The organism is Thalassospira sp. MIT121401, from assembly GCF_047125595.1.
Lineage (GTDB): Bacteria > Pseudomonadota > Alphaproteobacteria > Rhodospirillales > Thalassospiraceae > Thalassospira > Thalassospira povalilytica.
This window is the reverse complement of record NZ_CP138926.1, coordinates 3,354,777-3,378,518: the sequence shown is the minus strand read 5'-3', so window position 1 is coordinate 3,378,518 and position 23,742 is coordinate 3,354,777. Positions and strand designations below refer to the sequence as shown.

At 54.6% G+C, this 23,742-nt stretch carries 22 protein-coding genes; 14 read left to right on the top strand and 8 right to left on the bottom strand.

The window, feature by feature from the left end:
• Positions 1–5 precede the first annotated feature (5 nt).
• From SIB88_RS15580 to SIB88_RS15560, 5 genes are read left to right on the top strand one after another with little or no spacing between them, the layout of a single operon-like run.
• Positions 6–1,700 (top strand): ABC transporter permease, encoded by a 1,695-nt coding sequence (locus SIB88_RS15580; protein WP_287466660.1) that lies wholly within the window; start codon positions 6–8, stop codon positions 1,698–1,700.
• Positions 1,688–2,773: an ABC transporter ATP-binding protein gene (locus SIB88_RS15575; RefSeq protein WP_412558447.1), complete on the top strand. Its 1,086-nt coding sequence runs from the start codon at positions 1,688–1,690 to the stop codon at positions 2,771–2,773. Before SIB88_RS15580 ends, SIB88_RS15575 begins: the two co-directional genes overlap by 13 nt.
• A complete protein-coding gene (locus SIB88_RS15570) occupies positions 2,773–3,861 on the top strand; it encodes an MBL fold metallo-hydrolase (protein ID WP_412558446.1) in 1,089 nt (362 codons plus the stop codon). The genes SIB88_RS15575 and SIB88_RS15570 overlap by 1 nt, the downstream gene beginning before the upstream one ends.
• Positions 3,862–3,905: 44 nt before the next feature.
• Complete coding sequence (locus SIB88_RS15565) at positions 3,906–4,496, top strand: histidine phosphatase family protein (RefSeq protein ID WP_250284131.1); 591 nt, start codon at positions 3,906–3,908, stop codon at positions 4,494–4,496.
• Between the two features lie 2 nt (positions 4,497–4,498).
• The gene (locus SIB88_RS15560) at positions 4,499–4,993 is read left to right on the top strand and encodes a polynucleotide kinase (RefSeq protein WP_068518658.1); all 495 of its coding nucleotides are present in this window, start codon (positions 4,499–4,501) and stop codon (positions 4,991–4,993) included.
• A gap of 62 nt (positions 4,994–5,055) precedes the next feature.
• On the opposite strand, the gene msrB is transcribed toward SIB88_RS15560, so the two are convergent.
• From msrB to SIB88_RS15535, 5 genes are all read right to left on the bottom strand, one after another.
• Positions 5,056–5,496: a peptide-methionine (R)-S-oxide reductase MsrB gene (msrB, locus tag SIB88_RS15555; RefSeq protein ID WP_068518657.1), complete on the bottom strand. Its 441-nt coding sequence runs from the start codon at positions 5,494–5,496 to the stop codon at positions 5,056–5,058.
• Between the two features lie 123 nt (positions 5,497–5,619).
• Positions 5,620–6,105, bottom strand: a complete 486-nt coding sequence (locus SIB88_RS15550) for a thermonuclease family protein (protein ID WP_412558445.1) — start codon at positions 6,103–6,105, stop codon at positions 5,620–5,622.
• A 10-nt stretch (positions 6,106–6,115) separates the two neighbouring features.
• Complete coding sequence (locus tag SIB88_RS15545; protein ID WP_068518656.1) at positions 6,116–6,670, bottom strand: AAA family ATPase; 555 nt, start codon at positions 6,668–6,670, stop codon at positions 6,116–6,118.
• A 226-nt stretch (positions 6,671–6,896) separates the two neighbouring features.
• A complete protein-coding gene (locus tag SIB88_RS15540; RefSeq protein ID WP_412558444.1) occupies positions 6,897–7,943 on the bottom strand; it encodes a hypothetical protein in 1,047 nt (348 codons plus the stop codon).
• A 131-nt stretch (positions 7,944–8,074) separates the two neighbouring features.
• Entirely contained in the window at positions 8,075–9,061 is a 987-nt protein-coding gene (locus SIB88_RS15535; protein ID WP_068518654.1) for a LysR family transcriptional regulator, read from the bottom strand.
• A 230-nt stretch (positions 9,062–9,291) separates the two neighbouring features.
• Here SIB88_RS15535 and chvE point away from each other — a divergent pair, with 230 nt between their 5' ends.
• From chvE to araD, 4 genes are all read left to right on the top strand, one after another.
• On the top strand, positions 9,292–10,371 hold the full coding sequence (chvE, locus tag SIB88_RS15530) for a multiple monosaccharide ABC transporter substrate-binding protein (RefSeq protein WP_068518653.1): 1,080 nt from the start codon (positions 9,292–9,294) through the stop codon (positions 10,369–10,371).
• A 222-nt stretch (positions 10,372–10,593) separates the two neighbouring features.
• Complete coding sequence (mmsA, locus tag SIB88_RS15525) at positions 10,594–12,117, top strand: multiple monosaccharide ABC transporter ATP-binding protein (protein ID WP_412558443.1); 1,524 nt, start codon at positions 10,594–10,596, stop codon at positions 12,115–12,117.
• A gap of 10 nt (positions 12,118–12,127) precedes the next feature.
• A complete protein-coding gene (gene mmsB, locus SIB88_RS15520; protein ID WP_250284122.1) occupies positions 12,128–13,312 on the top strand; it encodes a multiple monosaccharide ABC transporter permease in 1,185 nt (394 codons plus the stop codon).
• A 153-nt stretch (positions 13,313–13,465) separates the two neighbouring features.
• The gene (gene araD, locus SIB88_RS15515) at positions 13,466–15,214 is read left to right on the top strand and encodes an L-arabinonate dehydratase (protein ID WP_068518650.1); all 1,749 of its coding nucleotides are present in this window, start codon (positions 13,466–13,468) and stop codon (positions 15,212–15,214) included.
• Between the two features lie 73 nt (positions 15,215–15,287).
• Here araD and SIB88_RS15510 read toward each other — a convergent pair whose 3' ends face one another.
• Positions 15,288–15,836: a hypothetical protein gene (locus tag SIB88_RS15510; protein WP_412558442.1), complete on the bottom strand. Its 549-nt coding sequence runs from the start codon at positions 15,834–15,836 to the stop codon at positions 15,288–15,290.
• Positions 15,837–15,871: 35 nt separating this feature from the next.
• Positions 15,872–16,555: an HAD-IA family hydrolase gene (locus tag SIB88_RS15505; protein ID WP_412558441.1), complete on the bottom strand. Its 684-nt coding sequence runs from the start codon at positions 16,553–16,555 to the stop codon at positions 15,872–15,874.
• Positions 16,556–16,807: 252 nt separating this feature from the next.
• On the opposite strand from SIB88_RS15505, the gene glmU reads away from it, so the two are divergent.
• The 5 genes from glmU to rfbA all read left to right on the top strand — a co-directional run bounded on the left by glmU (position 16,808) and on the right by rfbA (position 23,154).
• The gene (gene glmU / locus SIB88_RS15500; RefSeq protein WP_412558440.1) at positions 16,808–18,154 is read left to right on the top strand and encodes a bifunctional UDP-N-acetylglucosamine diphosphorylase/glucosamine-1-phosphate N-acetyltransferase GlmU; all 1,347 of its coding nucleotides are present in this window, start codon (positions 16,808–16,810) and stop codon (positions 18,152–18,154) included.
• 88 nt (positions 18,155–18,242) lie between these two features.
• Positions 18,243–20,066, top strand: a complete 1,824-nt coding sequence (glmS, locus tag SIB88_RS15495) for a glutamine--fructose-6-phosphate transaminase (isomerizing) (RefSeq protein ID WP_101247724.1) — start codon at positions 18,243–18,245, stop codon at positions 20,064–20,066.
• A 239-nt stretch (positions 20,067–20,305) separates the two neighbouring features.
• Positions 20,306–21,376: a dTDP-glucose 4,6-dehydratase gene (gene rfbB / locus SIB88_RS15490; RefSeq protein ID WP_250284113.1), complete on the top strand. Its 1,071-nt coding sequence runs from the start codon at positions 20,306–20,308 to the stop codon at positions 21,374–21,376.
• Positions 21,369–22,280 (top strand): dTDP-4-dehydrorhamnose reductase, encoded by a 912-nt coding sequence (gene rfbD, locus SIB88_RS15485; RefSeq protein ID WP_250284111.1) that lies wholly within the window; start codon positions 21,369–21,371, stop codon positions 22,278–22,280. The genes rfbB and rfbD overlap by 8 nt, the downstream gene beginning before the upstream one ends.
• Entirely contained in the window at positions 22,273–23,154 is an 882-nt protein-coding gene (gene rfbA / locus SIB88_RS15480; RefSeq protein ID WP_412558439.1) for a glucose-1-phosphate thymidylyltransferase RfbA, read from the top strand. Before rfbD ends, rfbA begins: the two co-directional genes overlap by 8 nt.
• Before the next feature lie 6 nt (positions 23,155–23,160).
• Here the strand turns inward: rfbA and rfbC are convergent, their stop codons facing one another.
• Entirely contained in the window at positions 23,161–23,718 is a 558-nt protein-coding gene (gene rfbC / locus SIB88_RS15475; RefSeq protein WP_412558438.1) for a dTDP-4-dehydrorhamnose 3,5-epimerase, read from the bottom strand.
• Positions 23,719–23,742 lie beyond the last annotated feature (24 nt).

Here is a 23,742-nt window from a genome sequence, read left to right as displayed (position 1 = left end):
GCATCATGACCAGATCCACAGGCAACCGGTCTTCGGACCGGTTGCTTTACTGGTTGCTGTTGCCGGTATTCGTGATTTCCATTCTGCCGATTGTCCGCCTGGCATTTGAAGGCGTGTTTGTCGGTGGCGTGCCGTCGCTTGATTATTTCCGCGATGTTCTGGGATCGGGCGCAACATGGCAGGCAACCGCCAATAGCCTTTATACCGCAGGGCTTGGAACGATCATTTCGCTTTTGATCGGGGGGGCGTTTGCCTTTCTGGTCGCACTGACCGATGTGCGCGCCAAGGCCGCACTGGTTTTCTGTTTCATGATCCCGATGATGATCCCCCCACAGATCACCGCCCTTAGCTGGGTGCAACTGACCGGGCCAAGCAGTGCGCTTTTAAATGCCTTTGGCATGGCACCCCCCATGGGATCGCCACAGCCGCTTTATTCCGCCGAGGGCATTGCGCTTTTGCTGGGTATCCAGCACGCATCGATCGTTTTTCTGACCCTTCGCGCCAATCTGCGTATGATCCCGCGTGAACAGATCGAAGCAGCCCGGCTTGCCGGTGCGCGCGGCGGGCGTTTGTGGTGGCAGATCATCCTGCCACTGACCAGCCCCGGGTTGATTGCCGGAACGGCGATGGCCTTTGTCACGGCACTTGGCAATTTTGGTATCCCGGCGATGCTGGGCATTCCGGCCAATTACCCGACATTGCCGACCCTGATTTATCAGAAACTGGCCGGGTTCGGGCCGTCGGTTCTGGGCGAGGTATCGGTTCTTGCCATGCTGATTGGCGCGATTGCCATTTGCGGTGTGGCCATCCATCACCGGCTGCTTGCCAACCGCGATTACCGTTTGATGGGGATGGTCGGACGTCCGCTTGATATCCGTCTGGGGGCGCGCCGTTCGTTGGTTGAAACCATCCTGTGGGCGGTTCTGATTGCAATTCTTGTCGTGCCGTTGATGGCGTTGATTGCAACCTCACTGGTGCCGGCCTTTGGCGTGAAGCTTGATTTCACCAATTTCAGCTTTGATGCCTTTAACCAGGTGCTGTTTGTGCAGCCATCAACCATCCGCGCATTCCATAACAGTTTCCTGTTGTCGGTGGGCGCGGCGGTGATGCTTGTTCTGGTGTGCTTGCCGCTGGCCTATGTGATGGTGCGCAAACCATCGAAACTGACCAAGCTGATCAACCTTCTGATCGAAGTGCCTTATGCGTTGCCCGGTGTGGTTCTGGCGATTGCTTGCATCCTGCTGTTCATCAAGATCCCGGTGATTGAAATCAGCCTGTATGGCACGCTTGGCATTATTTTCATCGCTTATCTGGCGCGCTTTCTTGTGATTGCGTTGCGCCCGGTGATGAACAGTTTTACCCAGCTTGACCCGGCCCTTGAAGAAGCAGCGCAAGCCTGCGGTGCCGGTCTTGGCCGTCGCTTGCGCGATGTGTTGTTGCCCTTGGCCGCTCCAAGCGCAGCAGCCGGGGCTTTGCTGGTTTTCCTCACTGCGTTTAACGAACTGACTGTTTCGGCCCTTTTGTGGTCGGCAGGCAACGAGACGCTGGGGGTTTTGATTTTCAATCTTGATGACAGTGGCGACACCGTTCTGGCATCCGCCGTGGCGGTACTGGTCGTGCTGGTTGTGATCGCGTTGATGAGCTGTTTTCAGCTTGCATCGCGTCGTTTGCCCAAGGGAGTTGTGCCATGGCAGACATAAATCTTTCGCGCATTACCAAATGCTTTGGCGATTATCGTGCGCTTAATCAGGTATCGCTTGATATTTCGGATGGGGAATTTGTTGCCCTTCTGGGGCCATCGGGCTGTGGCAAGACCACGTTATTGCGATTGCTGGCCGGATTTGAAGAACCGGGCGAGGGGCAGATATCAATCGGCGGGCAGGTGGTTGCCGATCCGGCCAAGGGCGTGATGGTCAGTCCCGAGGACCGCAATCTTGGCATCGTGTTTCAATCCTATGCCCTGTGGCCGCATATGTCGGTTGCGCGCAATGTCGGATATCCGCTTGAAGTACGTGGCATGAACCGCGCAGATCGCGATCGCCGCATTGCCGAGGCACTTGATATCGTGGCCCTTGGCCCGTTTGCGGATCGCAGCCCCGCCGAACTTTCCGGCGGGCAGCGTCAGCGTGTGGCATTGGCACGTTGTCTGGTGATGGAACCGCGTGCGGTGTTGCTTGATGAGCCGCTTGCGAACCTTGATGTTCATTTGCGCGAAACCATGCAGCAGGCGTTTCTTGATTTCCATCGCCGTACCGGGGCAACGATGATTTACGTCACCCATGATCAGGCCGAAGCCATGGCAATGGCTGACCGGATCGCGGTGATGGACAAGGGCCATATTCGCCAGATGGCCGCCCCCGAAACCCTGTATCGCGAACCGGCCGATCGCATGGTTGCGGGTTTTGTCGGCGCCGGGTCGGTTTTGCCGATCACCGGGGTTGAGGTCGAAAATGGTGGCACATGTTCGGTGAAGCTTGGCGATACCCGCATTGCCGCACGCGTATGCCCGAAACTGGCCAGTAGCGGGCATATCAACGGGCAGGCGGGCCTTTGCCTGCGTCCCGAAGATGTCTGGGTCGAAGATGAGGCCCCCTTGCGCGGCAAGGTCGAGGATTGCGTTTATCTGGGCGGGCGGTTCCGGCTTTCGGTGCGCATTGATGATGAGCATACCCTGCCGGTATATGCCAATCGTCGGGCACGGGTCGGGGAGCCGGTCGGGCTCAAGGTTGCCGATGGCTGGGTCTTTGACCGCCTTGCCGGTGAGGTCGCCTGATGTCAGCCCGGATGCGTGTTCTTTCGGGTCTTGGTGAAAAGGGCCCGGCTTGTTTGCGACTGGAATTCTTTAACCGGCGCTGGATGCTTGATTGCGGGGTTGGTCCCGAAAGTGATCAGGGATTTGATCCGGCCTGGCTTAATAAAGTTAACGCCGTTTTCATCACCCATGACCATATCGATCATATCGGTGCGGCCGAAGAAATAGTCGCGGCGGGACTGCCGATCTATTGTACCGAAGTCACCGCGCGTTCCCTGCCAAAGGGCGCGAAAGTCATTCCATTGCCGCCATGCGGGGAAATCCAGGTTGATGGGGTTACCGTCACCACCGGGCGCACCGGCCATTCATTTGGCGGGGTGTGGCTGCATTTCGAACTGGGCGGCGGGGTGCTGTATTCCGGCGATTTCTGCCATGAGTCCGATTATTTCCTGTATGACACGCCGCCCGATGCGGCGACCGTGATGCTTGATGCATCCTATGGCATGGAACAACTGACCCAGCAGGTCCGCATCGACAGTCTTCTGACCACCATGACCAAGCTTGACGGGCAGATCCTGTTTCCCGTACCGCCCAGCGGCCGGGCCGCCGAAATGGCCTTGCTGTTTGAAAGCCACGGTCTGACCGACTGGTCGATGGATGATCGGTGTTACGGGCAGGTCAAGCAGGTGCTTGATACCCATGGTTCGGACTATGTGAATGGCGATGCGATCCGCCGTTTGCGCGCGCTTAAGGACAAGGCAAAGCATTTCAATCCGGATGCCAGATTGCTGTTGTGTCATGCGCCGTGCGCGACATTTGGCAAGGCGCGTGAACTGATTGACAAATGGCGTGATGCTGGACGGCTGGGATCAAGTGCGCATGTGATCTTTACCGGGTTCATGCCGATCGAGGCCCGCAAGATGGTTGAAAAGGGCCATGCGCATTTCCGGCGCTGGAACGTGCATCCATTGGCCGGGCACGTGATCGAGCTTGCCAATCAGTGCCACGCCATGCAGGTCGTGCCGCTTTTTACCAGCTGTCCCGAGGATTTTGGTCTTGTCGACGGGTTCGACGGGCGGCTACAGCTTGCTGATCGGTTCTATTTGTAATGGGTTGCGATCCATTTCGACGTTCAAACGGGTGATGCCTGATCATGATTTATGCTGCTGAAAAGTTCGATTTTCCGAAATTGCCGTTTGTGTTCATCCGGCACGGAGAAACCGATGCCAACCGCGCAGGGATCATTGCCGGATCGAACGAGCCGCCGCTCAATGAAACCGGCCGCGAACAGGCTCTTGCCATTGCGCCATTGATGGCACAGGCAAGCTGGCGCGCAGTTTATGTCAGCCCGCAAGACCGTGCACGCACAACCGCCAACCTTGTTCTGCCTGATTACGAGGCCAGGGTGCTTGACGGTTTGCGCGAACGTCATTGGGGCGATCTTGAAGGTCGCCCGATTGCCGAGCTGTGCCCGCGCTTTGACACCCCGCCCAATGGCGAAGGATTTGATGCCATGTGTCAGCGTGTTTCATTTGCCATGCAACAGGCACTGGCAGAAGTCAGCGACGAGCTCACGGTGATTGTTGCCCATTCCGGGGTGGCGCGCTGCATCCTTTACATGACCGGGTTTGAGGCCGACGGGCCACGCGTGCCCAATGCCACCCCGATCCTGTTCCGTCCGGTCAAGTCCGGATGGGAATATGAAAATCTGACCGAAACCCTGATCAAGGAGATCTCCGCGTGAATATGGCACAGGCCGATGCGCATCAAACCCGCCCGAATTCAGCCGATCTGCGCGATGCGGTGGTGTTTGACATGGATGGAACACTGGCGCATTTCGATGCCGATGAATTGGGGCATCTGGTTCATGGTGTGGAAAAACAGTGGGATGCGTTTTTCGATGCGATGGACCATGCCAAACCGATTGAAAATATCGAACGGCTGTTGCGCATTCTTCATGCTTCCGGGCATGCGATCGTGATCTGTTCTGGCCGCCCGGCGGGCTGGCAACACCGGTCCGAAGCCTGGCTTCGTGCCCATAATATCCCGTTTGACGGCATGTATCTGCGCCCCATCGATGCCGATCATCGCAGTGATGAGGAGGTCAAGGAAGACCTTCTGGCCCAAATCATTGCCGATGGGTTCAATCCGTGGCTGGTGGTGGATGATCGCAGGCGCGTTGTTGATAAATGGCGCGATATGGGCCTGACATGCCTGCAATGTGCGCCGGGTGATTTTTAACCGGGCGAGCTATTTATCATACAAATAAAAAGACCGGCTTTGCACCGGTCTTTTTTGTCTGATTATTCGAACAGATGGCGGTAATCGCCATATCCTTCGGCCTCAAGATCGTCGATTGCGATAAAGCGAAGCGACGCCGAATTGATGCAATATCGCAATCCGCCACGATCACGTGGCCCATCGGGGAAGACATGACCCAGATGGCTGTCGCCATGTTTTGACCGGACTTCGATGCGGCGCATGCCGTGGGTGTTGTCTTCGCGCGCGACGATATGGTCGCTTTCGACCGGTTTCACAAAGCTGGGCCAGCCACAGCCGCTATCGAACTTGTCGCGCGATGTGAAAAGCGGTTCGCCCGATACGATATCGACATAAAGCCCGTCTTCCTTGTGATCCCAGAAATCATTGCGAAACGGCGGTTCGGTGCCGTTTTCCTGTGTCACGTGATATTGTTCCGGGGACAGATCGGCAATCGCATCCGGGTCTTTGTGATATTTGCTCATATTCGGTCACTTCACATCTTTGGTCGTCGGGATGTTTGATTTCTTGTCCCCAAAGATGGTCGGATTATCGCGATTGTCCAGTGGCTTCACACCAATGTGACGGTCTGACAGGCCAAATTGGACTTAGCCCTGACACCATGGCTGGCGTTTGGTTTTGCCGTCATAGGGGCGGGCAAGTCCGTTATCGATCAGTTCAAGATCAAGCGGGCTGCCATCAATGCGGACCGATGCCACCACGCGCCCGCCATAGCGTCCCCATTCCGGTTCGCAGAATTCAACGGCCTTGGCGGTTTTCAGGCGCTTGCGCGCATAATCGCGGGCCTGCTGGGCCAGTTGTTTTTCACTTTCGCATTTGCCGCGAATTTCGGGCGTATCAACCCCGCGCACGCGCACCGACATATTGGCAATTTCGCCCGGAAGACCCGGAATGGCGACATAGATGGTGTCACCGTCATAGGCAAATTCACCACGGTATTCCCGCAAAGGCCAGTCATAGCACGCAGCCTGTGCCATTGGGGCGAGCAGGGTGGTTGCGATCATTGTGGTCATGCCGATGATAGCAGGGATGTGGTTGATCTTCAGGGCAGGGTAAAGGCGGGATTTGGTCATCAGATATCGCTTAGAGTTTCAGTCGGGACAGAATTTGGGCGGCGCGCTGTTGAACCGGACCTTTGCGAATTTCGATCAATTCATGACCGCATTCGATATAGGCCTGGCACAGGCGGACATATGTTTTGACGCTTCTGGCGAAGTCCTGTGTCCGGATTTCATCGGTATGATAAATTTCCGACCATGGCGGCAGGACAAAGACACAGCGCCGATAGCGATACATCTTGATCGTCCGCATCAGGGCGGCATCATCGGGCAGTTTTGCCAGCCGGCGATGGGCCAGAATATCGGGAAGTGCGCCGTCACAGAAAACGGTGCGCGGGTGGCATTCCATGCCGTTCTGCCAGGCGCGAATGGCCCGCCGGGTCATCAATCCGGCAAAGGCATCATCATCTTCGCCGGGCACGGCATTGCCGCCGCGTTCGCGCTGTTCGGCAATCAGCGGGCGCGCCACATCAGGGCAGATATCATAGCCCTGTGCATGAAGATATTCGATCAGGGTGGACTTGCCAGAACCGGGACCCCCGGTAATGACAACAAGGTTGGACGTTATCGGCGTTTGCATTCGTGTTTGTCTCCGCGAGCAAGCCTTTTGGTCATGCTTTGCGGCGAGGTGATGGCAATATTGTTGTTGGTTTTTGATCCGCACAGGAGCCGTGCGGAATGCGCTTTTGACGGCGTTGGGGATGCTTGTCAACGCCAAAGGAAAAGCGTCGATCTTTCAATGAATTAGGGGTGGGGAAAACAATGACGGGTCTTCGGGCAGTCGGCCAGTGCCGCCTTTGAAAAAGTCAGGAGCAGCCTTCGACCAGGGTGATGGCTTCGTTCCCGGCATGGATTGCGGTTACAACCCCGTCTTCGTTGAATTCAAACCGGATGCCCCGTGATTTTGCAGCATCGGTCCACCATGTGACATAGCGCGCATCCGCACCCAGATATTCGTGTTCTTCTTCGACCAGTTCGGCATTGCCAAAGGCGGCATGAACGTCTTCGCGGGTCGATCCCAGTGAAACGCCCTGGGACGTGCGCACAAGACTGGTGGCCACATCATATTCATCCGCATAAAGCGAAACACGCACAAGCTTGCCATCAAGCACCAGATAGCCAAGCCCCGACGGATCAAGATTGCGCTGAAGGAAGGCGCAATTTTCATCGTCACCGGCAATGAACTGATCAAGTTGCGGACCAAGGGTCTTGCGCAATGTTGCCTGATCCCAGCCGATCTGAACCGGGCCGTATCCCTGTTCGGACAGGGTTGCCAGACGGGTGGCAATCGCATCTGAGATCACAAGTTCGATTGTTGCCGTATCCTGTTCGACAGTGATTTTTGTCGGGATCACGGTTTGATGCAGATGGATTTGTGACCAGGATGTGCCTTCGGGCCAGTCCTTGGGAAAGGCAAGGTTGTTGGTCGGTTCAAGACAGAGCTGGCTGGCGTTTGCCAGTATCCCCCGGTGACGGGCGCGAACCGGCGACGGAATTTCCATGCAGATGGTTTGCGGAACATCTTCAAGCCAAGAAACCGGATTTCCCGGCCCGTCGCAGATTTGCGGATCGGGGCGCATTTCACAATAGGACGGGACAATATTGTCCATGACGAGATCAAGCCGCATTGGGCCTTTGCCAACCGAACCGATTACGGCATCAAGTGCATCCTCGCTCGGTTCAAGCCACTGATAGGTACTGATCGCCCATGCCGTTGTGCCGCGCAAATCCATCAGGGCAAAGGCCGGACCGTCTGATTGCGGCTCCTCATTGCCTGATGCAAGAACCGGCGATGCAACAAGTGCAGCGCAGATTGCGATCAGGGCCCCGGGATTTCGTGTAATGCGCAGCATCTATGCTTCTCGATCAGAACGTATCTTGTTGTGTGACAGGAGTTTACGCGACTTTGACACATCCGCACAGCCATTAACCACAATCGCCGTGTTGATATATCGCGCTGATTGGGGCGGGTGACAATATTGGTTTAACTGTTCGGCTTTTCGATCCGGGCCAGCACATGATCGGAAACAAGCTGGGCCGACGGGGATAACCGGTGGCCGCGCGCCGTGATCAGGCTATAGGGTTTGATTTCGATCATGCCGTCAAATGGCAATTCGGTAATCAGGCCGCCGCTTGAAAGCAGGCTTGTGACTTCTTCGGCCATTGGTGCAATGGCATCCGTATCGGCAAGGGTCGCAAGCGTCACCAGCAATGATGCCGAGTTCAGACTTGAATGAGGCAGTGGCAGATGGCGCGAAATAAACACATCCTCGATCGTGCGCCGCATCAGGTTGCCCGGCGGGGGCAATATCCATTCAAATTTGGCAAGCCGGGCCAATGTGATCGGGGTTGTTGCATCCAGTAACGGATGACCGGTCCGCACCATCAGGCGGATTTTCTCGCTTCGGATTTCGCGGATATTGAACTGGCGCGGGTCCATATCTTCGGGGACACGCCCGATGACAAAATCATGATCACCGGCCAGAAGATCCTTGATCAGCAAATTTGACGGACCAACGCTGACATGGGCTTCCAACAGGGAATTGACCGACTGGACACTGCGAATGGCGGGCACAACCAGATCGACAGCCGCGGCCGTCACCGCCCCGACAAAAACGGTGCCGCCGCCATGTTTGATGTCTTCGATTTCGCGTTCGGCTTCGCGGATTTCAATCAGCATGCTGCGTGCACGCCGCGCAAGAGCGCGCCCCGCATTGGTCATTTCGATGCCCCGCGGGCTGCGCACGCACAGCCGGGCTTCAAGGATGGTTTCCATTTCCGACAGCAACCGTGATGCCGCGGGCTGGGATGTTTTGAGCATGTCGGCCGCCAGACTGATTTGTCCGGTTTCCTCCATCGCGACGATCATGCGCAGGTGGCTGAGTTTCAGGCCGCGCTGAAACAGGTTCCCGGACCTGAAAAGCAAGGATTTGGCCGAACTTAGCGGCTGGTTATTGCGAAACTCGGTCATGATGCACCCCCTCTGTGCCGGGATTTTAGTATATCAATTTTGATATGCAAGTTTCGAAATTACTTATTTGATTGTTATGTTGAGGGTCTGAATAATGTCGCCGTGTCCTTTGGGAAATGGGATGCATTATCAATTGAAAACAAAGACACGACATATTCGGGCGAAATCTGCCTGGGAAAGTCGGGCACAAAAAAATGGCTGATATGCTGTGTCTTGTAGGGAGGATAGCAATGAAACGTCTCAGTGCCGTAATGGCAGGGGTCGCCTTTGGCGCGGCCGCAATGATGAGCCCGATGATTTCCGGCGGCTATGCACATGCTGCTGACAAAGGCTATGTCGGGATCGCAATGCCGACCAAATCTTCGGCACGTTGGATTTCTGATGGCAATTCCATGGTCGAACAGTTTGAAGCCGCTGGCTATAAAACCGACCTTCAATATGCCGAAGACGACATTCCGAACCAGCTTTCCCAGATCGAAAACATGATCGTCAAAGGCGTTGATGTTCTGGTGATTGCGGCGATCGACGGTACCACTCTTTCGAATGCGCTGGAAAATGCCAAAGCAGCAGGGATCAAGGTCTTTGCCTATGACCGTCTGATCCGCGAAAGTGCCAATGTCGATTACTATTCCACGTTTGACAACTTCAAGGTCGGCGTTCAGCAGGCAACCTCGCTGGTCGATGGTCTGGCCGCTGCGGGTGAGCCGCCCTATAATGTCGAACTGTTCGGCGGATCGCCCGATGATAACAATGCCTACTTCTTCTATAACGGTGCGATGTCGGTTCTTCAGCCGCTGATCGACAGCGGCGATATCGTGATCAAATCCGGCCAGATGGGCATGGATAAGGTTGGCACCCTGCGTTGGGACGGTGCGGTTGCACAGGCCCGCATGGATAACCTTCTGTCGGCTTATTATACCGATGAACAGATTGATGGCGTTCTGTCGCCCTATGACGGTCTGTCGATCGGTATTCTGTCGTCGCTCAAAGGTGTCGGTTACGGTTCGGGCGATATGAAAATGCCGGTCGTTTCCGGTCAGGATGCCGAACTGCCGTCGGTCAAATCGATCCTGGCAGGCGAACAGTATTCCACCATTTTCAAGGATACCCGTGAACTTGCACGTGTGACCGTTTCGATGGTTGATGATGTTCTTGCCGGTCGTGAGCCGACCATCAATGACACCAAAACCTATGACAACGGCGTCAAGGTTGTTCCTTCCTATCTGCTTGAGCCGGTGATGGTCGACAAGTCCAACTGGAAAGAAATCCTGGTTGGTTCGGGCTATTACACCGAAGACGAAGTAAAATAAGTCTGAAAATTTCGGTCGAACCCGGTGTGGTGCCGATGGCATCCCGCCGGGTTCCATCGTCTGAAAGACTGTCTTTGCAATGTGGCCGGGCGGCCTGTTTCAATGGACGATTGCCCATAAGGCTGGCCTTTTAAGGGCCCGGGAATTTTCCTGAAATCCAGGACAACAAAGACCAAGTAGATAAAGGTGCTGTCAGTCCCGTGACAGCAGTGGGAGGACCGGATGGATACCATCCTGGAAATGAAGAACATCACCAAGACCTTTCCGGGTGTGAAGGCGCTGGATGATGTCAGCATCAAGGTTGAACGTGGTGAAATCCACGCGCTTTGCGGCGAAAACGGCGCGGGCAAATCGACCCTGATGAAGGTTCTGAGCGGGGTTTATCCGCATGGGACCTATGAAGGCGACATTCTTTATGATGGCAGCGTTCAGGCATTCAAGGATATTCGCGACAGCGAAGAACGCGGCATCATCATCATTCACCAGGAACTGGCCCTGGTGCCGTTGCTGTCGATTGCCGAAAACATCTTTCTGGGCAACGAAATTGCCGAAAATGGCGTGGTCAACTGGCCTGCGACCTTTGCGCGCACGGGCGAACTTCTTGCCAAGGTCGGGCTTAAGGAAAATCCGGCAACGCTGGTCACCAATATCGGTGTTGGCAAACAGCAGCTGGTTGAAATTGCCAAGGCGCTGTCCAAAAAGGTCAAGCTTCTGATCCTTGACGAGCCGACCGCCAGCTTGCAGGAAAATGACAGCCAGAAGCTTCTCGATCTGTTGCTGGAATTCAAGGCGCAGGGCATCACATCGATCCTGATTTCGCACAAGCTGAATGAGATCAATCGCGTTGCCGACCGCATCACGATCATTCGCGATGGCAAATCGATTTCAACCCTTGATGCGCGGGCCGGCACCATTACCGAAGACGATATCGTCAAGGACATGGTCGGGCGCGATATGGCGCACCGCTATCCCGAACGGACGCCAAATATCAGCACGGAAAAACTGATGGAGGTCCGCAACTGGTCGGCAACCCATCCGCTGCATCCCGAACGCAAGGTCGTCGATAATGTCAGCATTGATGTTGCCGCAGGCGAGGTTGTCGGGATTGCCGGGCTGATGGGGGCAGGGCGTACCGAACTTGCCATGAGCATCTTTGGCAAATCCTATGGTACCGACATTTCGGGCGACGTTCTGATCAAGGGCAAACCTGTTGATGTATCGACCGTTGAAAAGGCGATTGCATCGGGGCTTGCTTATGTGACCGAAGACCGCAAGGAAATGGGTCTTATCCTTGATGAAAGCATCACCACCAATATCACACTGGCCAATCTGGGCGGGGTGTCGGAACGGGGGGTGCTCAATGACGGGGCCGAACGATCCGTTGCCGAGGATTACCGCAAGAAAATCAATATTCGCACGCCGAATGTCGGGCAGAAGGTCGTCAATCTTTCAGGCGGGAACCAGCAGAAGGTCGTTTTGTCAAAATGGCTGTTTGCCGCCCCCGAAGTCCTGATTCTGGACGAACCGACGCGCGGCATCGATGTCGGTGCGAAATACGAAATTTATACGATTATCAACCAGCTGGCAGCCGACGGTAAGGGGGTCATCATGATCTCGTCGGAAATGCCGGAGCTTCTGGGCATGTGCGATCGCATCTATGTGATGAACGAAGGTGAGATCAAAGGGCAGCTTGCAGCAAAGGATGCAAGCCAGGAAGCAATCATGCGCATGATCCTGAAAGCGTGAGGAACGGACAATGACGGATACGGATAACAAATCAATCGGCTACTATTTGCGCACCCATATTCGCGAATATGGAATGGTTGTTGCGCTGGTTGCCATTCTTGCCTTCTTCCAGGTTCTGACCGACGGCATCATGCTCAAACCGGTCAACCTGACCAACCTGTTCCTGCAAAACAGCTATATCATCATCATGGCTGTTGGCATGTTGCTGGTGATTGTCGGCGGGCATATTGACCTTTCGGTCGGCTCGGTTGTCGGCTTTGTCGGCGCACTTGCCGCGGTGATGATTGTGAACTGGGACCTGCCGACGGCCTTTGTCATTCCGGCCTGTCTGGTGGTTGGGGCGATCATTGGTGCCGCCCAAGGCTACTGGGTGGCCTATTGGCGCATCCCGTCCTTTATCGTTACCCTTGCCGGGATGCTGGTATTCAAGGGCCTGACACTGGCCCTGCTTGGCGGGGCTTCGGTCGGTCCGTTCCCGTCCGAATTCCAGGCAATGTCTTCGGGCTTCCTGCCTGATATTTTTGACGGGTTTATCGAAGGCCGCTTTAACGTCTTTTCGATGACCATCGGTGTGGTGCTGGCGGCGTTGTTGCCGATCCTTGGTCTGCGTGCACGCGCCAAACAGGCAAAGTTTGCTGCGGTGGATGAACCGATGGCATTCTTTATTGTCAAACACGCAGTTGCGGGTTTGGCCATCCTGTTTGTTACCTATCTGCTGTCGACCTATCGCGGTTTGCCCAACATTCTGATCATCATGGCGCTTCTGATCGCGATTTTCACCTTTATCACCAATTCAACGACCCTGGGGCGTCGCATCTATGCGCTGGGTGGCAATGAAAAGGCGGCAAAGCTTTCGGGTATCAATACCAAACGCCTGACCTTCTTTACCTTTGCCAATATGGGCATGCTGGCCGCCCTTGCCGGGCTGGTCTTTGCCGCGCGCCTGAATACGGCAACACCGAAAGCCGGTCTTGCATTCGAGCTTGATGTTATTGCCGCGGTCTTTATTGGTGGCGCGTCAATGTCGGGCGGTGTTGGCAAGGTGATCGGGGCTGTGGTTGGTGCACTGATCATGGGTGTCATGAATAACGGCATGTCGATCATCGGTGTCGGTATTGACTGGCAACAGGTGATCAAGGGTCTGGTGCTTCTCGCCGCTGTGATCTTTGATGTCTACAACAAGAACAAGGCCTAACAATACGATGACGCGGAACGGCATATTTCTGGATCATATCTGCCAGCAAGGCCGGCTGGTTGCCAGAATGTGTCGTTCTTTGTCCCCGATGCGGTTTTCCCGGCCGCATGTTTTCGGACCCGTCTCGATAATAAGTCAAAAAGGAATTCGGGCATGACGAAGTTCAAACCGGCACCATGGCCGCGCGTTTTGCGGTCACAAGAAGGTTGGTTCGGCGGAACCAGCAAGGACAATATCTATCACCGCAGCTGGATGAAGAACCAGGGTCTGCCCTCGGACCTGTTTGATGGTCGCCCGGTCATCGGGATTTGCAATACCTGGTCGCAATTGACCCCGTGCAATGCCCATCTGCGCGATCTTGCCGAACGGGTCAAACACGGCATTTACGAAGCAGGCGGCCTGCCGCTTGAATTCCCGGTATTTTCAGCCGGTGAAAGCACGCTGCGTCCGACGGCAATGATGTTCCGTAACCTTGCGGCCATGGATGTCGAGGAAGCCCTGCGTGGCACGCCGCTTGACGGTGTGGTTCTGATGGTTGGCTGTGACAAGACGACGCCGTCGCTTCTGATGGGGGCAGCCAGTGTTGATATCCCGGCGATTGTTGTGACCGGCGGGCCGATGCTGAATGGCAAATGGCGCGGTCAGGATATCGGTTCGGGGACGTCGCTTTGGCAGCTGTCGGAGGACCGCAAGGCCGGCAAGATCAGCACCGAAGACTTCCTTGAAGCCGAAATCGCCATGTCGCGTTCGCCAGGATCGTGCAACACCATGGGAACGGCATCGACCATGGCCAGCATGGCCGAGGCTCTTGGCATGGCGCTTTCGGGGAACGCGGCCATTCCGGCTGTCGACAGCCGCCGCCGCGTGATGGCGCATATCACCGGACGTCGCATCGTTCAGATGGTCAAGGATGATCTTAAACCGTCCGACGTCATGACCAAGGAAGCGTTTGAAAACGCCATTCGTGTCAATGGCGCGATTGGCGGATCAACCAATGCGGTGATTCATTTGCTCGCCATTGCCGGACGTGTCGGCATTGACCTTACCCTTGATGACTGGGATCGCCTTGGCCGTGATATCCCAACCATTGTGAACCTTCAGCCATCGGGCAAATACCTGATGGAGGAATTCTTCTATGCCGGTGGTTTGCCGGTTGTGATCAAGGCCTTGGGCGAGGCGGGGATGCTTCACAATGATGCCCTGACGGTGTCGGGCGAAACCATGTGGGATCAGGTCAAGGATGTCCGTAACTGGAACGATGATGTGATCCGCCCGTTTGACAAGGCGCTGACCGAAAGCGGTGGTATTGCCGTGGTCAAGGGCAACCTTGCCCCGAATGGGGCTGTGCTTAAACCGTCTGCGGCAACGCCGGCGCTTCTGACCCATCGTGGGCGTGCGGTGGTGTTTGAAGACATCGATGATTACAAGGCCAAGATCTATGACGAGAACCTTGATATCGATGAAACCTGCGTCATGGTTCTGAAAAACTGCGGTCCCAAAGGCTATCCGGGTATGGCCGAAGTCGGCAATATGGGGCTGCCGCCCAAGGTCCTCCGTAAGGGGATCACCGATATGGTGCGTATCTCTGATGCGCGCATGAGCGGCACGGCCTATGGCACGGTGGTCCTTCATACTTCGCCCGAGGCCGCAGCAGGCGGGCCGCTTGCCGTTGTGCAAAATGGCGACATGATCGAACTTGATGTGCCCAACCGCCGTCTGCATCTTGATATCAGCGACGAGGAACTGGCCAAGCGCCTTAAGGAATGGAAAAACACCATTCCGGTTCCCCAAAGCGGCTATGCATCACTGTATTACAAGTCAGTCATCGGTGCCGACCGCGGTGCCGACTTCGACTTCCTTGTCGGTCATCGTGGCAAGGAAATCCCCAAAGACAGTCACTAGGCATCATGGGGTTCAATTCCCCTGATAATCAAAGCCCGGTCGGCCCAAAGGTCGACCGGGTTTTCTTTTAAGATTACGGCAATGGCCAGATGATGCTGTTGGGCGCTTCACCGTCATGGGTGATCAGGAGCGTGCCGTCGACAAGTTCCCAATCCACGAAATAGGCACCGGTCACATCAATGACGGGGGTGGATTGCTGTGCCGGGGCAATCAGTCGGGCGCGTTGTGAATGCGCGCCTTGATGACACACCAGCAAGAAGGCGGTTGTGTCTTTGATACCGGGTTCCGTCAGAACAAAGATGCCGTCCTGATTGCAATTGTCATCGTCGCCTTCGCACATGAAGCAACCAAGTTCCTCGGCAATTTCATCGCCACTATTCCGGTCGCGAATGAACAGGGTCTGGGTGCCCTGTCTGGTGCGAAGTTCCCATTGGTACGGGGTGTTTGCAACCGCGACGGTTTGATCCGGAACTTGCCCCTGGCGACTGGATGCCCCATCCAGTACAAGTCCGTCCGTGTCCGCGTTTCCCTGATCAGGTTTCTGGGCAAGTGCGGCCGGGGAAAATGCCAAGACCGCACAGATCAGCAGACAGAAACGCCCGACGCGCTGGAATGAATGCATGGGGGATGCTCCAAGAAGCTTGATGCTTGGGTGTTTCAGGCAACTTTAAGCCCGGTGATGGATTTGATGGCGCTGGGCAGATTTTCATAAGCCGTAACCACCGCATCGGCACTCAGTGAATTCGCACGGGTAGCATCGACTTCGAAGGCAACGGCGATGGCATGGATATCAGCCGCGCGGGCGGCGTTGACGTCGTTGGCATGGTCGCCGACCATGATGGCGGTATCAGAGGAGCGGTCAAAACCGAGTTTGTCCAGAACAAATTCAAGGAAGCGTCCGTCGGGCTTTTTGACTTCAAATGAATTGCCACCGGCGATGACCGTAAACAGATCGGCGACGCCAAGTTTGGCCAGGATCGCCTTGCACGGGCCTTCGGGCTTGTTGGATGCCAGCGCGATGGTCCAGCCATCTGCTTTGAGTTGGCGCAGCACGGTTTGGGCATTTTCGTAAAGACGGGTATAGGCGTAATCGGTTTCAACATAGCGGTTGTTGAAGTCGATATTGAGTTCATCAAGTGTCGCGTCATCCGGCGTTTGACCGCGTGCGGCAAAGGCGCGCTTGGTCAGCATCCATGTGCCATCACCGAGCATGGCTTCAAGATCGTGACGGCCAAGTGCATCAAGCCCGTGGGCATCAAGCAGTCCATTCATTGCAACCAAAAGATCATCGACCCCGTCAATCAGGGTTCCGTCGAGATCAAACATAATGAATTTTGCCATTGGATTGGGGCTCCGATACGAGGGGATGACATTGTGGCGACAGATTCAGAGGACCTTAACCGAGTTGATGCCATTAACAAACGGTAACATCCGCTAACAGGCGGTAACAAAACGTGATTCTTTATGGGCTTTTGCCCGGATGGAATATGTTCTAAGACTTGCTGCAAATCAGATAGCCGCGCAGTCACAAGCGATCTGCGCGCAGCACGAACAGGGGATGCTGCACCAAAAATGCAGCAAGCGGATTGATAAATGTCACTTGAGTTAAGTGTTGTCGTTCTGGCCGCCGGTATGGGAACGCGCATGAAAAGCGCATTGCCCAAAGTCATGCACAAGGTTGCCGGCAAACCGATGGTCAATCACGTGATTGATACGGCGGCAAAGCTCAATGCCGGTAAAACCATGGTTGTGGTCGGGCCGGACATGCCCAAACTGGTCGAAACGGTCGCCCCGCATCCGACTTTCGAGCAGACAGACCGCTTGGGAACGGCCCATGCCGTCCTGGCTGCGCGCGATGCCTTGGCTGGGCTTTCGGGCAATGTTCTTGTTCTTTATGCCGACAGTCCGCTTTTTACGGCTGAAACGCTTGAACGGCTTGTTGCCGCACGCGAAGCAGGTGATCACGCGGTAGCAGTACTTGGTTTCCGTCCCGAAGATCCGACCGGCTATGGCCGTTTGGTGACGGACGCAACATCGGGTGAACTTCTGGCGATTGTCGAAGACAAGGAATGTGACGCCGATCAGCGTGCGATCAATTTCTGCAATTCCGGTGTGATGTGTTTCCGCGCCGAAGACATGCTTGCGACCCTTGAGGCGATTGATAACGCCAATGCCAAGGGTGAATATTACCTGACCGATGCGGTGGCGGTGGCCCGTGAAAACGGGCATCGCTGTGTCGCGGTTGAGGTCGACGAGGAAGAAACACTTGGCGTCAATTCTCGTGCGCAGCTTTCGGTTGCCGAGGCCATCATGCAGGATCGCCTGCGCAAGGCCGCGATGGATGATGGGGCGACCCTGATTGATCCGGCGTCGGTTTTCCTGTGTGCCGATACCAAGCTTGGCCGTGATGTGATTGTTGAGCCGAATGTGGTTTTCGGTCCGGGGGTGACGGTTGGCGATAACGTCGTGATCAGGGCGTTCAGTCATCTTGAAAGCTGTGTCGTGGGCGATGCTGCTGATATCGGGCCTTATGCGCGATTGCGTCCGGGGGCGGAAATCGGTTCGGGTGCCAAGGTTGGCAACTTTGTCGAGATCAAGAAGGCGGTTGTCGAAGACGGGGCCAAGGTCAATCACCTGAGCTATATCGGTGATGCCCGTGTCGGGGCCAAGGCCAATATCGGGGCCGGGACAATCACGTGCAATTATGACGGTTACCGCAAACAGCATACCGATATCGGGGCCGGTGCGTTTATCGGGTCAAACTCGGCCCTTGTGGCGCCGGTTGAAATTGGCGATGGCGCGATTGTTGGCGCGGGCAGCACGATTACCGGCAAGGTTGAGGCAGATGCCCTGACCCTGACCCGGGCAGAGCGGATTGAAAAGGCCGGATGGGCTGCGAAGTTTCGCGAAAAGATGCGCGCCCTGACCGGCAAGAAATAGACCGGCAGACAGAATTTGAATGTGTCGTGCGCCGGTGCAACCGGTGCATATGATATGACAAGCGATTTGAAGCAGGAACGTAACAAAAATGTGCGGCATTATCGGGATTATCGGCAAGGACAGCGTCAGCGAACGTATTCTGGAAGGCCTCAAACGCCTTGAATATCGCGGCTATGACAGTGCCGGGATTGCAACGCTGGTCAATGGCGATATCGAACGCCGCCGTGCGGAAGGCAAGCTGATCAATCTTGCCAACCGCCTGGAACAAAGCCCGCTTGCCGGTGATGTCGGGATCGGTCATACCCGTTGGGCAACCCACGGTGTGCCGACCGAAAATAACGCCCATCCACACACCGACGGCAAGGTTGCGGTTGTTCACAACGGCATCATTGAAAACTATCAGGATATCAAGGCGGAACTGTCGGCAAAGGGCCGTGTCTTTGCCACCGAAACCGATACCGAGGTTGTCGTGCATCTGGTGTCCGATTTCCTTGATCAGGGCAAATCACCGCGTGATGCGGTTGCCGCAACCCTGCACCGGATCGAAGGTGCCTTTGCGCTGGTGATCATGATTGCCGGGCATCATGATGTGATCTTTGGCGCACGTCGTGGAACGCCGCTTGCGGTTGGTTTGGGCGAAGGCGAGATGTATCTGGGATCGGATGCCATGGCGCTGTCGCATCTGACCAACAAGCTGATTTACCTTGAAGAAGGCGACTGGGTCGAAATGACCCGTGACAGCGTTCAGGTCCGCGACGAAAATGATGTTGATGTCACCCGCGAGACCAAGCTGTCGGCCGTATCTGGCGCCATGATGGGCAAGGGTAATTACAATCACTTCATGCAGAAGGAAATCTTCGAACAGCCAGCCGTGATTGGCGATACCCTGCATGCCTTCATCAACCCGGCGACCCAGACGATCAAGCTGCCTGATATGCCGTTTTCCTTTGCCGATGCGACCCGTTTGACGATTGTTGCCTGTGGCACGTCATTCTATGCCGGTCTGGTGGCAAAACACTGGATCGAACGGTATGCCGGTCTTGGCGTTGATGTTGATGTAGCATCCGAGTTCCGCTATCGCTGTCCGCCGCTGCCAAAGGGTGGTGTTGCCCTGTTTATTTCGCAGTCTGGCGAGACGCTTGATACGCTGGCAGCCCTTCGCTATGCGAAATCCAAAGGCCAGAAAATCGTTTCCATCGTCAATGTGCCTGAAAGCACGATTGCACGCGAAAGTGACGTGGTTCTTCTGACCTATGCCGGTCCGGAAATCGGCGTTGCCTCGACCAAGGCATTTACCACACAGCTTACGGTTCTGGCATGTCTTGCCGTGACCATTGGCCGTGAAAATGGCACCCTTGCCAAGGACGAAGAAGCCGCCATCGTCAATGCACTGACCGAAGTGCCGAAACATGCCGCCGAAGTCCTGCATCATGACGAGGCGCTTAAGAAGCTCGCACTTGATATCGCCGATGCCCGGGACGTTTTGTATCTCGGTCGCGGGCTTGGCTATCCGATTGCGATGGAAGGAGCGCTCAAGCTCAAGGAAATTTCCTATATCCACGCCGAAGGCTACGCCGCAGGCGAGATGAAGCACGGACCGATTGCCCTGATCGACCAGTCGGTTCCGATCATTGTTATTGCCCCGTCTGACGAGCTGTTTGAAAAAACCGCATCAAACATGCAGGAAGCTGCTGCACGTGGTGGACGGGTGATCTTTATCTCGGACGGGCCGGGGCTTTCCAAGCTTGGCGATATGGCATCGGCAACGGTTGAGCTGCCAAAGGTCGCCGATTTCGTCGCCCCGATCCTTTATACCATCCCGGTTCAAATGCTGGCCTATCACGTTGCCGTCCATAAGGGCACGGACGTCGATCAACCCCGCAACCTTGCGAAATCGGTGACGGTTGAGTAAGCCGACTTTCACTAACAAGAATCATCAAGCCGGGTGCTCATGCGTCCGGCTTTTTTATTATGCCGCTTTTCGGTCGGCAAACTGATCAATGCGCTGTTGCACGTGAAAAATGGCATGAATGCGTTGGAAAGCGCCATCAAATTGACGGATTGACCCCGCAATACATTTGGCAAGCATTTCATAAATGATTGCAGTGTCTTGCACAGAATGACACGCAGCTTGCAGACAAAGAGTTCACAATGAGGATTATTGTAACAGGCGGTGCCGGGTTCATCGGTTCAGCGGTCTGTCGGTTTCTGGCCGGTCGCAATGACTGTGACATTCTCAATATCGATAAGTTGACCTACGCCGCCGATCTGTGCGGCCTTGAAGCAGTGTCCGAACAGGGAAATTATCGCTTCCGCAAAGAAGATATTTGCAACAAAGGCGCAATTGAAAAACTGTTTGCGGATTTTAGACCAACCGCCGTTATGCATCTCGCTGCTGAAAGTCATGTCGATCGCTCCATCGATGGCCCGGCCGCGTTTATACAGACCAATATCGTCGGCACTTTCACCCTGCTTGAAGTGGCACGCGCATATTTTGAAGGATTGACGCGATCCGAGCAGAACGCGTTCCGATTCCATCATGTATCCACAGACGAAGTTTACGGTGCTCTGGGGGATGAAGGTTACTTCACCGAAGAAACCGCCTATGCACCGAGCTCACCCTATTCGGCAAGTAAGGCAAGTTCTGATCATTTGGTGTACGCCTGGTATCAGACATATGGATTGCCGGTCCTGATCAGTAATTGCTCAAACAATTTTGGTCCTTATCAATTCCCGGAAAAGCTTATTCCTCTGATGACCATCAAGGCGTTGCAGGGCGAGAAGCTGCCAATTTACGGGAAGGGATTGAATATACGTGACTGGTTGCATGTCGATGACCATGCCGAAGCACTATTCACCATCCTGACCCGAGGCAGGGTCGGAGAGAAATACAATATAGGTGGATGCAACGAGATCAGAAATCTCGATCTTGTTCGCACCGTTTTTGAAACGGTTAGCCAGCTCAAGCAATCCGATGCGCGTGTCGCGTTTGAGGATGTCGTGGAATTCGTCGAAGATCGACCGGGGCACGATTGGCGATATGCAATTGATCCGAGCAAAATGCGCGATGAACTGGGCTGGAGCCCCAAATACAGTTTTGAGACCGGATTACGTCAGACGGTGAGGTGGTATGTCGATCATCAATCCTGGTGGGAACCGTTTATAAAACGTCAAAATGCGCTTGATCGATCCGGCCTTGGTGTGGAGGTACGCGATGATTAGGGCACTTGTGTTCGGAGAGAACGGCCAATTGGCAAAGTGTCTGGCGCAAGAACAGGCCAAAGTCGCAGATATTGAACTGATCTTCATCGGGCGTCGTATCTGCGACCTTGAATGTCCATCAGGCATTGCCGCCGCCATCGACAAAATACGTCCTGATCTGGTCATCAACGCAGCCGCCTATACCGGGGTTGATCTTGCCGAAAGCGATCATGATCGTGCAATTGCGGTCAATGAGACAGCTGTAAGGGTGATTTCGGAAACGACAGCAAAACAGGCAATTCCGGTCATTCATTTTTCGACGGACTATGTTTTTGATGGAAATGCCACAGAACCCTATATCGAGACGGATCGCATTGCACCGTTGAGCGTATATGGACAAACAAAATTTGCCGGGGAACAAGCGGTTCGTGATCTGAACCCAAAACATCTGATTTTCAGAACGTCGTGGCTCTATAGCCCGTTTGGCAAGAATTTCGTCAAAACGATGTGTCGCCTGTTGGCAGAGACCGATGAGGTCAAGGTTGTCGATGATCAAATAGGATGCCCGACCAGCGCATATGATCTTGCACGCATAGTCTTGCAGGTTTTACCGGTTGCAGTTGCAGACGCATTTCAGACACCTGGCACCTACCATGTGGTTTCGGACGAGCCAATAAGCTGGTGCGCATTTGCCCGTCGCATTCAGATCATCGGCGCGGATGTTTTCGGATTTGACTGGCCAGGGATTGATTGCCAGATGACGCCAGTCAGTTCGGATGAATTTCCGAGTGCGGCCAAGCGGCCGGCCTATTCCGCCCTGTCAAACAGGAAGGTCAAAGAAGTCTTTGGTGTCGATTTCCCGTCTTTGGATGAAAGCCTCGGACGGGTGCTGACCGATCTTGAGAAGGGTAACCTTCATGCGTAAGGGGATCATTCTGGCTGGTGGTACCGGAACCCGTTTGCATCCTTCAACGCTTGTGGTTTCAAAGCAACTGCAGCCGGTTTTTGACAAGCCGATGATTTATTATCCGCTGACTACCCTGATGTTGGCGGGGATCAGAGAAATTCTTGTCATCAGTACTCCTCGTGATGTGCCGCTATTTAAGGAACTGTTGGGTGACGGAAGCCAATGGGGATTGAAGCTGGATTACGCGGTGCAAACTGAACCGCGCGGTTTGGCTGATGCCTTTATTGTCGGCGCAGACTTCATTGGAAATGATGATTGTTGCCTTATTCTTGGCGACAATATCTATTTTGGTCACGGGCTTACGGATTTGCTCGCCAATGCGATGGCACAGAAAGAAGGGGCAACCGTTTTTGCATATTTTGTGCAGGACCCCGAGCGTTACGGTGTTGTCGAGTTTGACCGGAATGGCGTTGCCCTGGATATCGAGGAAAAACCGGCAGAGCCAAAGTCCAATTATGCTGTTACCGGGCTTTATTTCTACGATCAGGATGTTGTTGATATCGCGCGTTCCGTGAAGCCATCTGCACGCGGTGAACTTGAAATCACAGACGTGAACAAGGCGTATCTCGAACGTGGTCAGCTTCGCGTGGAGAAAATGGGGCGCGGCTATGCCTGGCTTGATACGGGAACGCATGGTGCAATGCTTGATGCGGCAAACTTTGTCCGCACGGTAGAAAACCGTCAGAGCCTCAAGATTGCATGCCCGGAAGAAATAGCACTACGCAGCGGCTTGATATCGGTCGATCAGTTCGAGAAGTTGATCGGATATTATGGTGTAAGCTCTTACAAAACCTATTTGCAGACGGTTCTCAAGACACTCGATCAAATTTGATCGGCCCTAAAAGGCTGGATCATTTCTATATTCAGCAAATGTCATTGCTTCTGCGTCTCTGGTGGAAAGCATCACTTCGCTGGCATCAAATGGCCATTTGATCGCAAGGTCGATATCGTTCCATTTGATGGCACGTTCTGCCTCAGGTGCATAGGGTGCAGATACTTTATAGGTAACTTCCGTATCAGGTTCCAACGTTACGAAGCCATGGGCAAATCCTTTTGGCACGAAAATCTGGTTCCATTTTTTCGCACTGATTTCAACCGCAACCCATCTGCCGAACGTTTTTGAGTGCGCGCGAATATCAACGGAAACATCAAGAATACGACCACGCACAACACGAACCAGTTTGTCTTGTGCGAAGGGCGGACACTGATAATGCAGACCCCGCAGCACCCCTGTGTCACGTGACAAAGAGTGATTGTCCTGGACAAAAACTTCCTCAATTCCCGCAGCACGGAAAGCATTTTGGCTATAAGTTTCCGAAAAGAACCCGCGTTCGTCACCAAACTGCTTGGGGTAAAGAACCTTTACATCCGGAATTTCAAGGGCTTCAAACTTCATGGACTGGGCCTTATACAGAATTCA

Bases quoted from the DNA above. Each gene is read 5' to 3' on its own strand.
- msrB (WP_068518657.1), bottom strand. From the start codon at position 5,496: ATGAGCAAATATCACAAAGACCCGGATGCGATTGCCGATCTGTCCCCG.
- rfbB (WP_250284113.1), top strand. From the start codon at position 20,306: ATGAGGATTATTGTAACAGGCGGTGCCGGGTTCATCGGTTCAGCGGTC.
- SIB88_RS15565 (WP_250284131.1), top strand. From the start codon at position 3,906: ATGATTTATGCTGCTGAAAAGTTCGATTTTCCGAAATTGCCGTTTGTG.
- mmsA (WP_412558443.1), top strand. From the start codon at position 10,594: ATGGATACCATCCTGGAAATGAAGAACATCACCAAGACCTTTCCGGGT.
- SIB88_RS15545 (WP_068518656.1), bottom strand. From the start codon at position 6,670: ATGCAAACGCCGATAACGTCCAACCTTGTTGTCATTACCGGGGGTCCC.
- glmS (WP_101247724.1), top strand. From the start codon at position 18,243: ATGTGCGGCATTATCGGGATTATCGGCAAGGACAGCGTCAGCGAACGT.
- rfbC (WP_412558438.1), bottom strand. From the start codon at position 23,718: ATGAAGTTTGAAGCCCTTGAAATTCCGGATGTAAAGGTTCTTTACCCC.
- araD (WP_068518650.1), top strand. From the start codon at position 13,466: ATGACGAAGTTCAAACCGGCACCATGGCCGCGCGTTTTGCGGTCACAA.
- SIB88_RS15540 (WP_412558444.1), bottom strand. From the start codon at position 7,943: ATGCTGCGCATTACACGAAATCCCGGGGCCCTGATCGCAATCTGCGCT.
- rfbD (WP_250284111.1), top strand. From the start codon at position 21,369: ATGATTAGGGCACTTGTGTTCGGAGAGAACGGCCAATTGGCAAAGTGT.
- SIB88_RS15570 (WP_412558446.1), top strand. From the start codon at position 2,773: ATGTCAGCCCGGATGCGTGTTCTTTCGGGTCTTGGTGAAAAGGGCCCG.
- SIB88_RS15505 (WP_412558441.1), bottom strand. From the start codon at position 16,555: ATGGCAAAATTCATTATGTTTGATCTCGACGGAACCCTGATTGACGGG.
- SIB88_RS15580 (WP_287466660.1), top strand. From the start codon at position 6: ATGACCAGATCCACAGGCAACCGGTCTTCGGACCGGTTGCTTTACTGG.
- chvE (WP_068518653.1), top strand. From the start codon at position 9,292: ATGAAACGTCTCAGTGCCGTAATGGCAGGGGTCGCCTTTGGCGCGGCC.
- SIB88_RS15560 (WP_068518658.1), top strand. From the start codon at position 4,499: ATGGCACAGGCCGATGCGCATCAAACCCGCCCGAATTCAGCCGATCTG.
- SIB88_RS15575 (WP_412558447.1), top strand. From the start codon at position 1,688: ATGGCAGACATAAATCTTTCGCGCATTACCAAATGCTTTGGCGATTAT.
- glmU (WP_412558440.1), top strand. From the start codon at position 16,808: ATGTCACTTGAGTTAAGTGTTGTCGTTCTGGCCGCCGGTATGGGAACG.
- mmsB (WP_250284122.1), top strand. From the start codon at position 12,128: ATGACGGATACGGATAACAAATCAATCGGCTACTATTTGCGCACCCAT.
- rfbA (WP_412558439.1), top strand. From the start codon at position 22,273: ATGCGTAAGGGGATCATTCTGGCTGGTGGTACCGGAACCCGTTTGCAT.
- SIB88_RS15510 (WP_412558442.1), bottom strand. From the start codon at position 15,836: ATGCATTCATTCCAGCGCGTCGGGCGTTTCTGTCTGCTGATCTGTGCG.
- SIB88_RS15535 (WP_068518654.1), bottom strand. From the start codon at position 9,061: ATGACCGAGTTTCGCAATAACCAGCCGCTAAGTTCGGCCAAATCCTTG.
- SIB88_RS15550 (WP_412558445.1), bottom strand. From the start codon at position 6,105: ATGACCAAATCCCGCCTTTACCCTGCCCTGAAGATCAACCACATCCCT.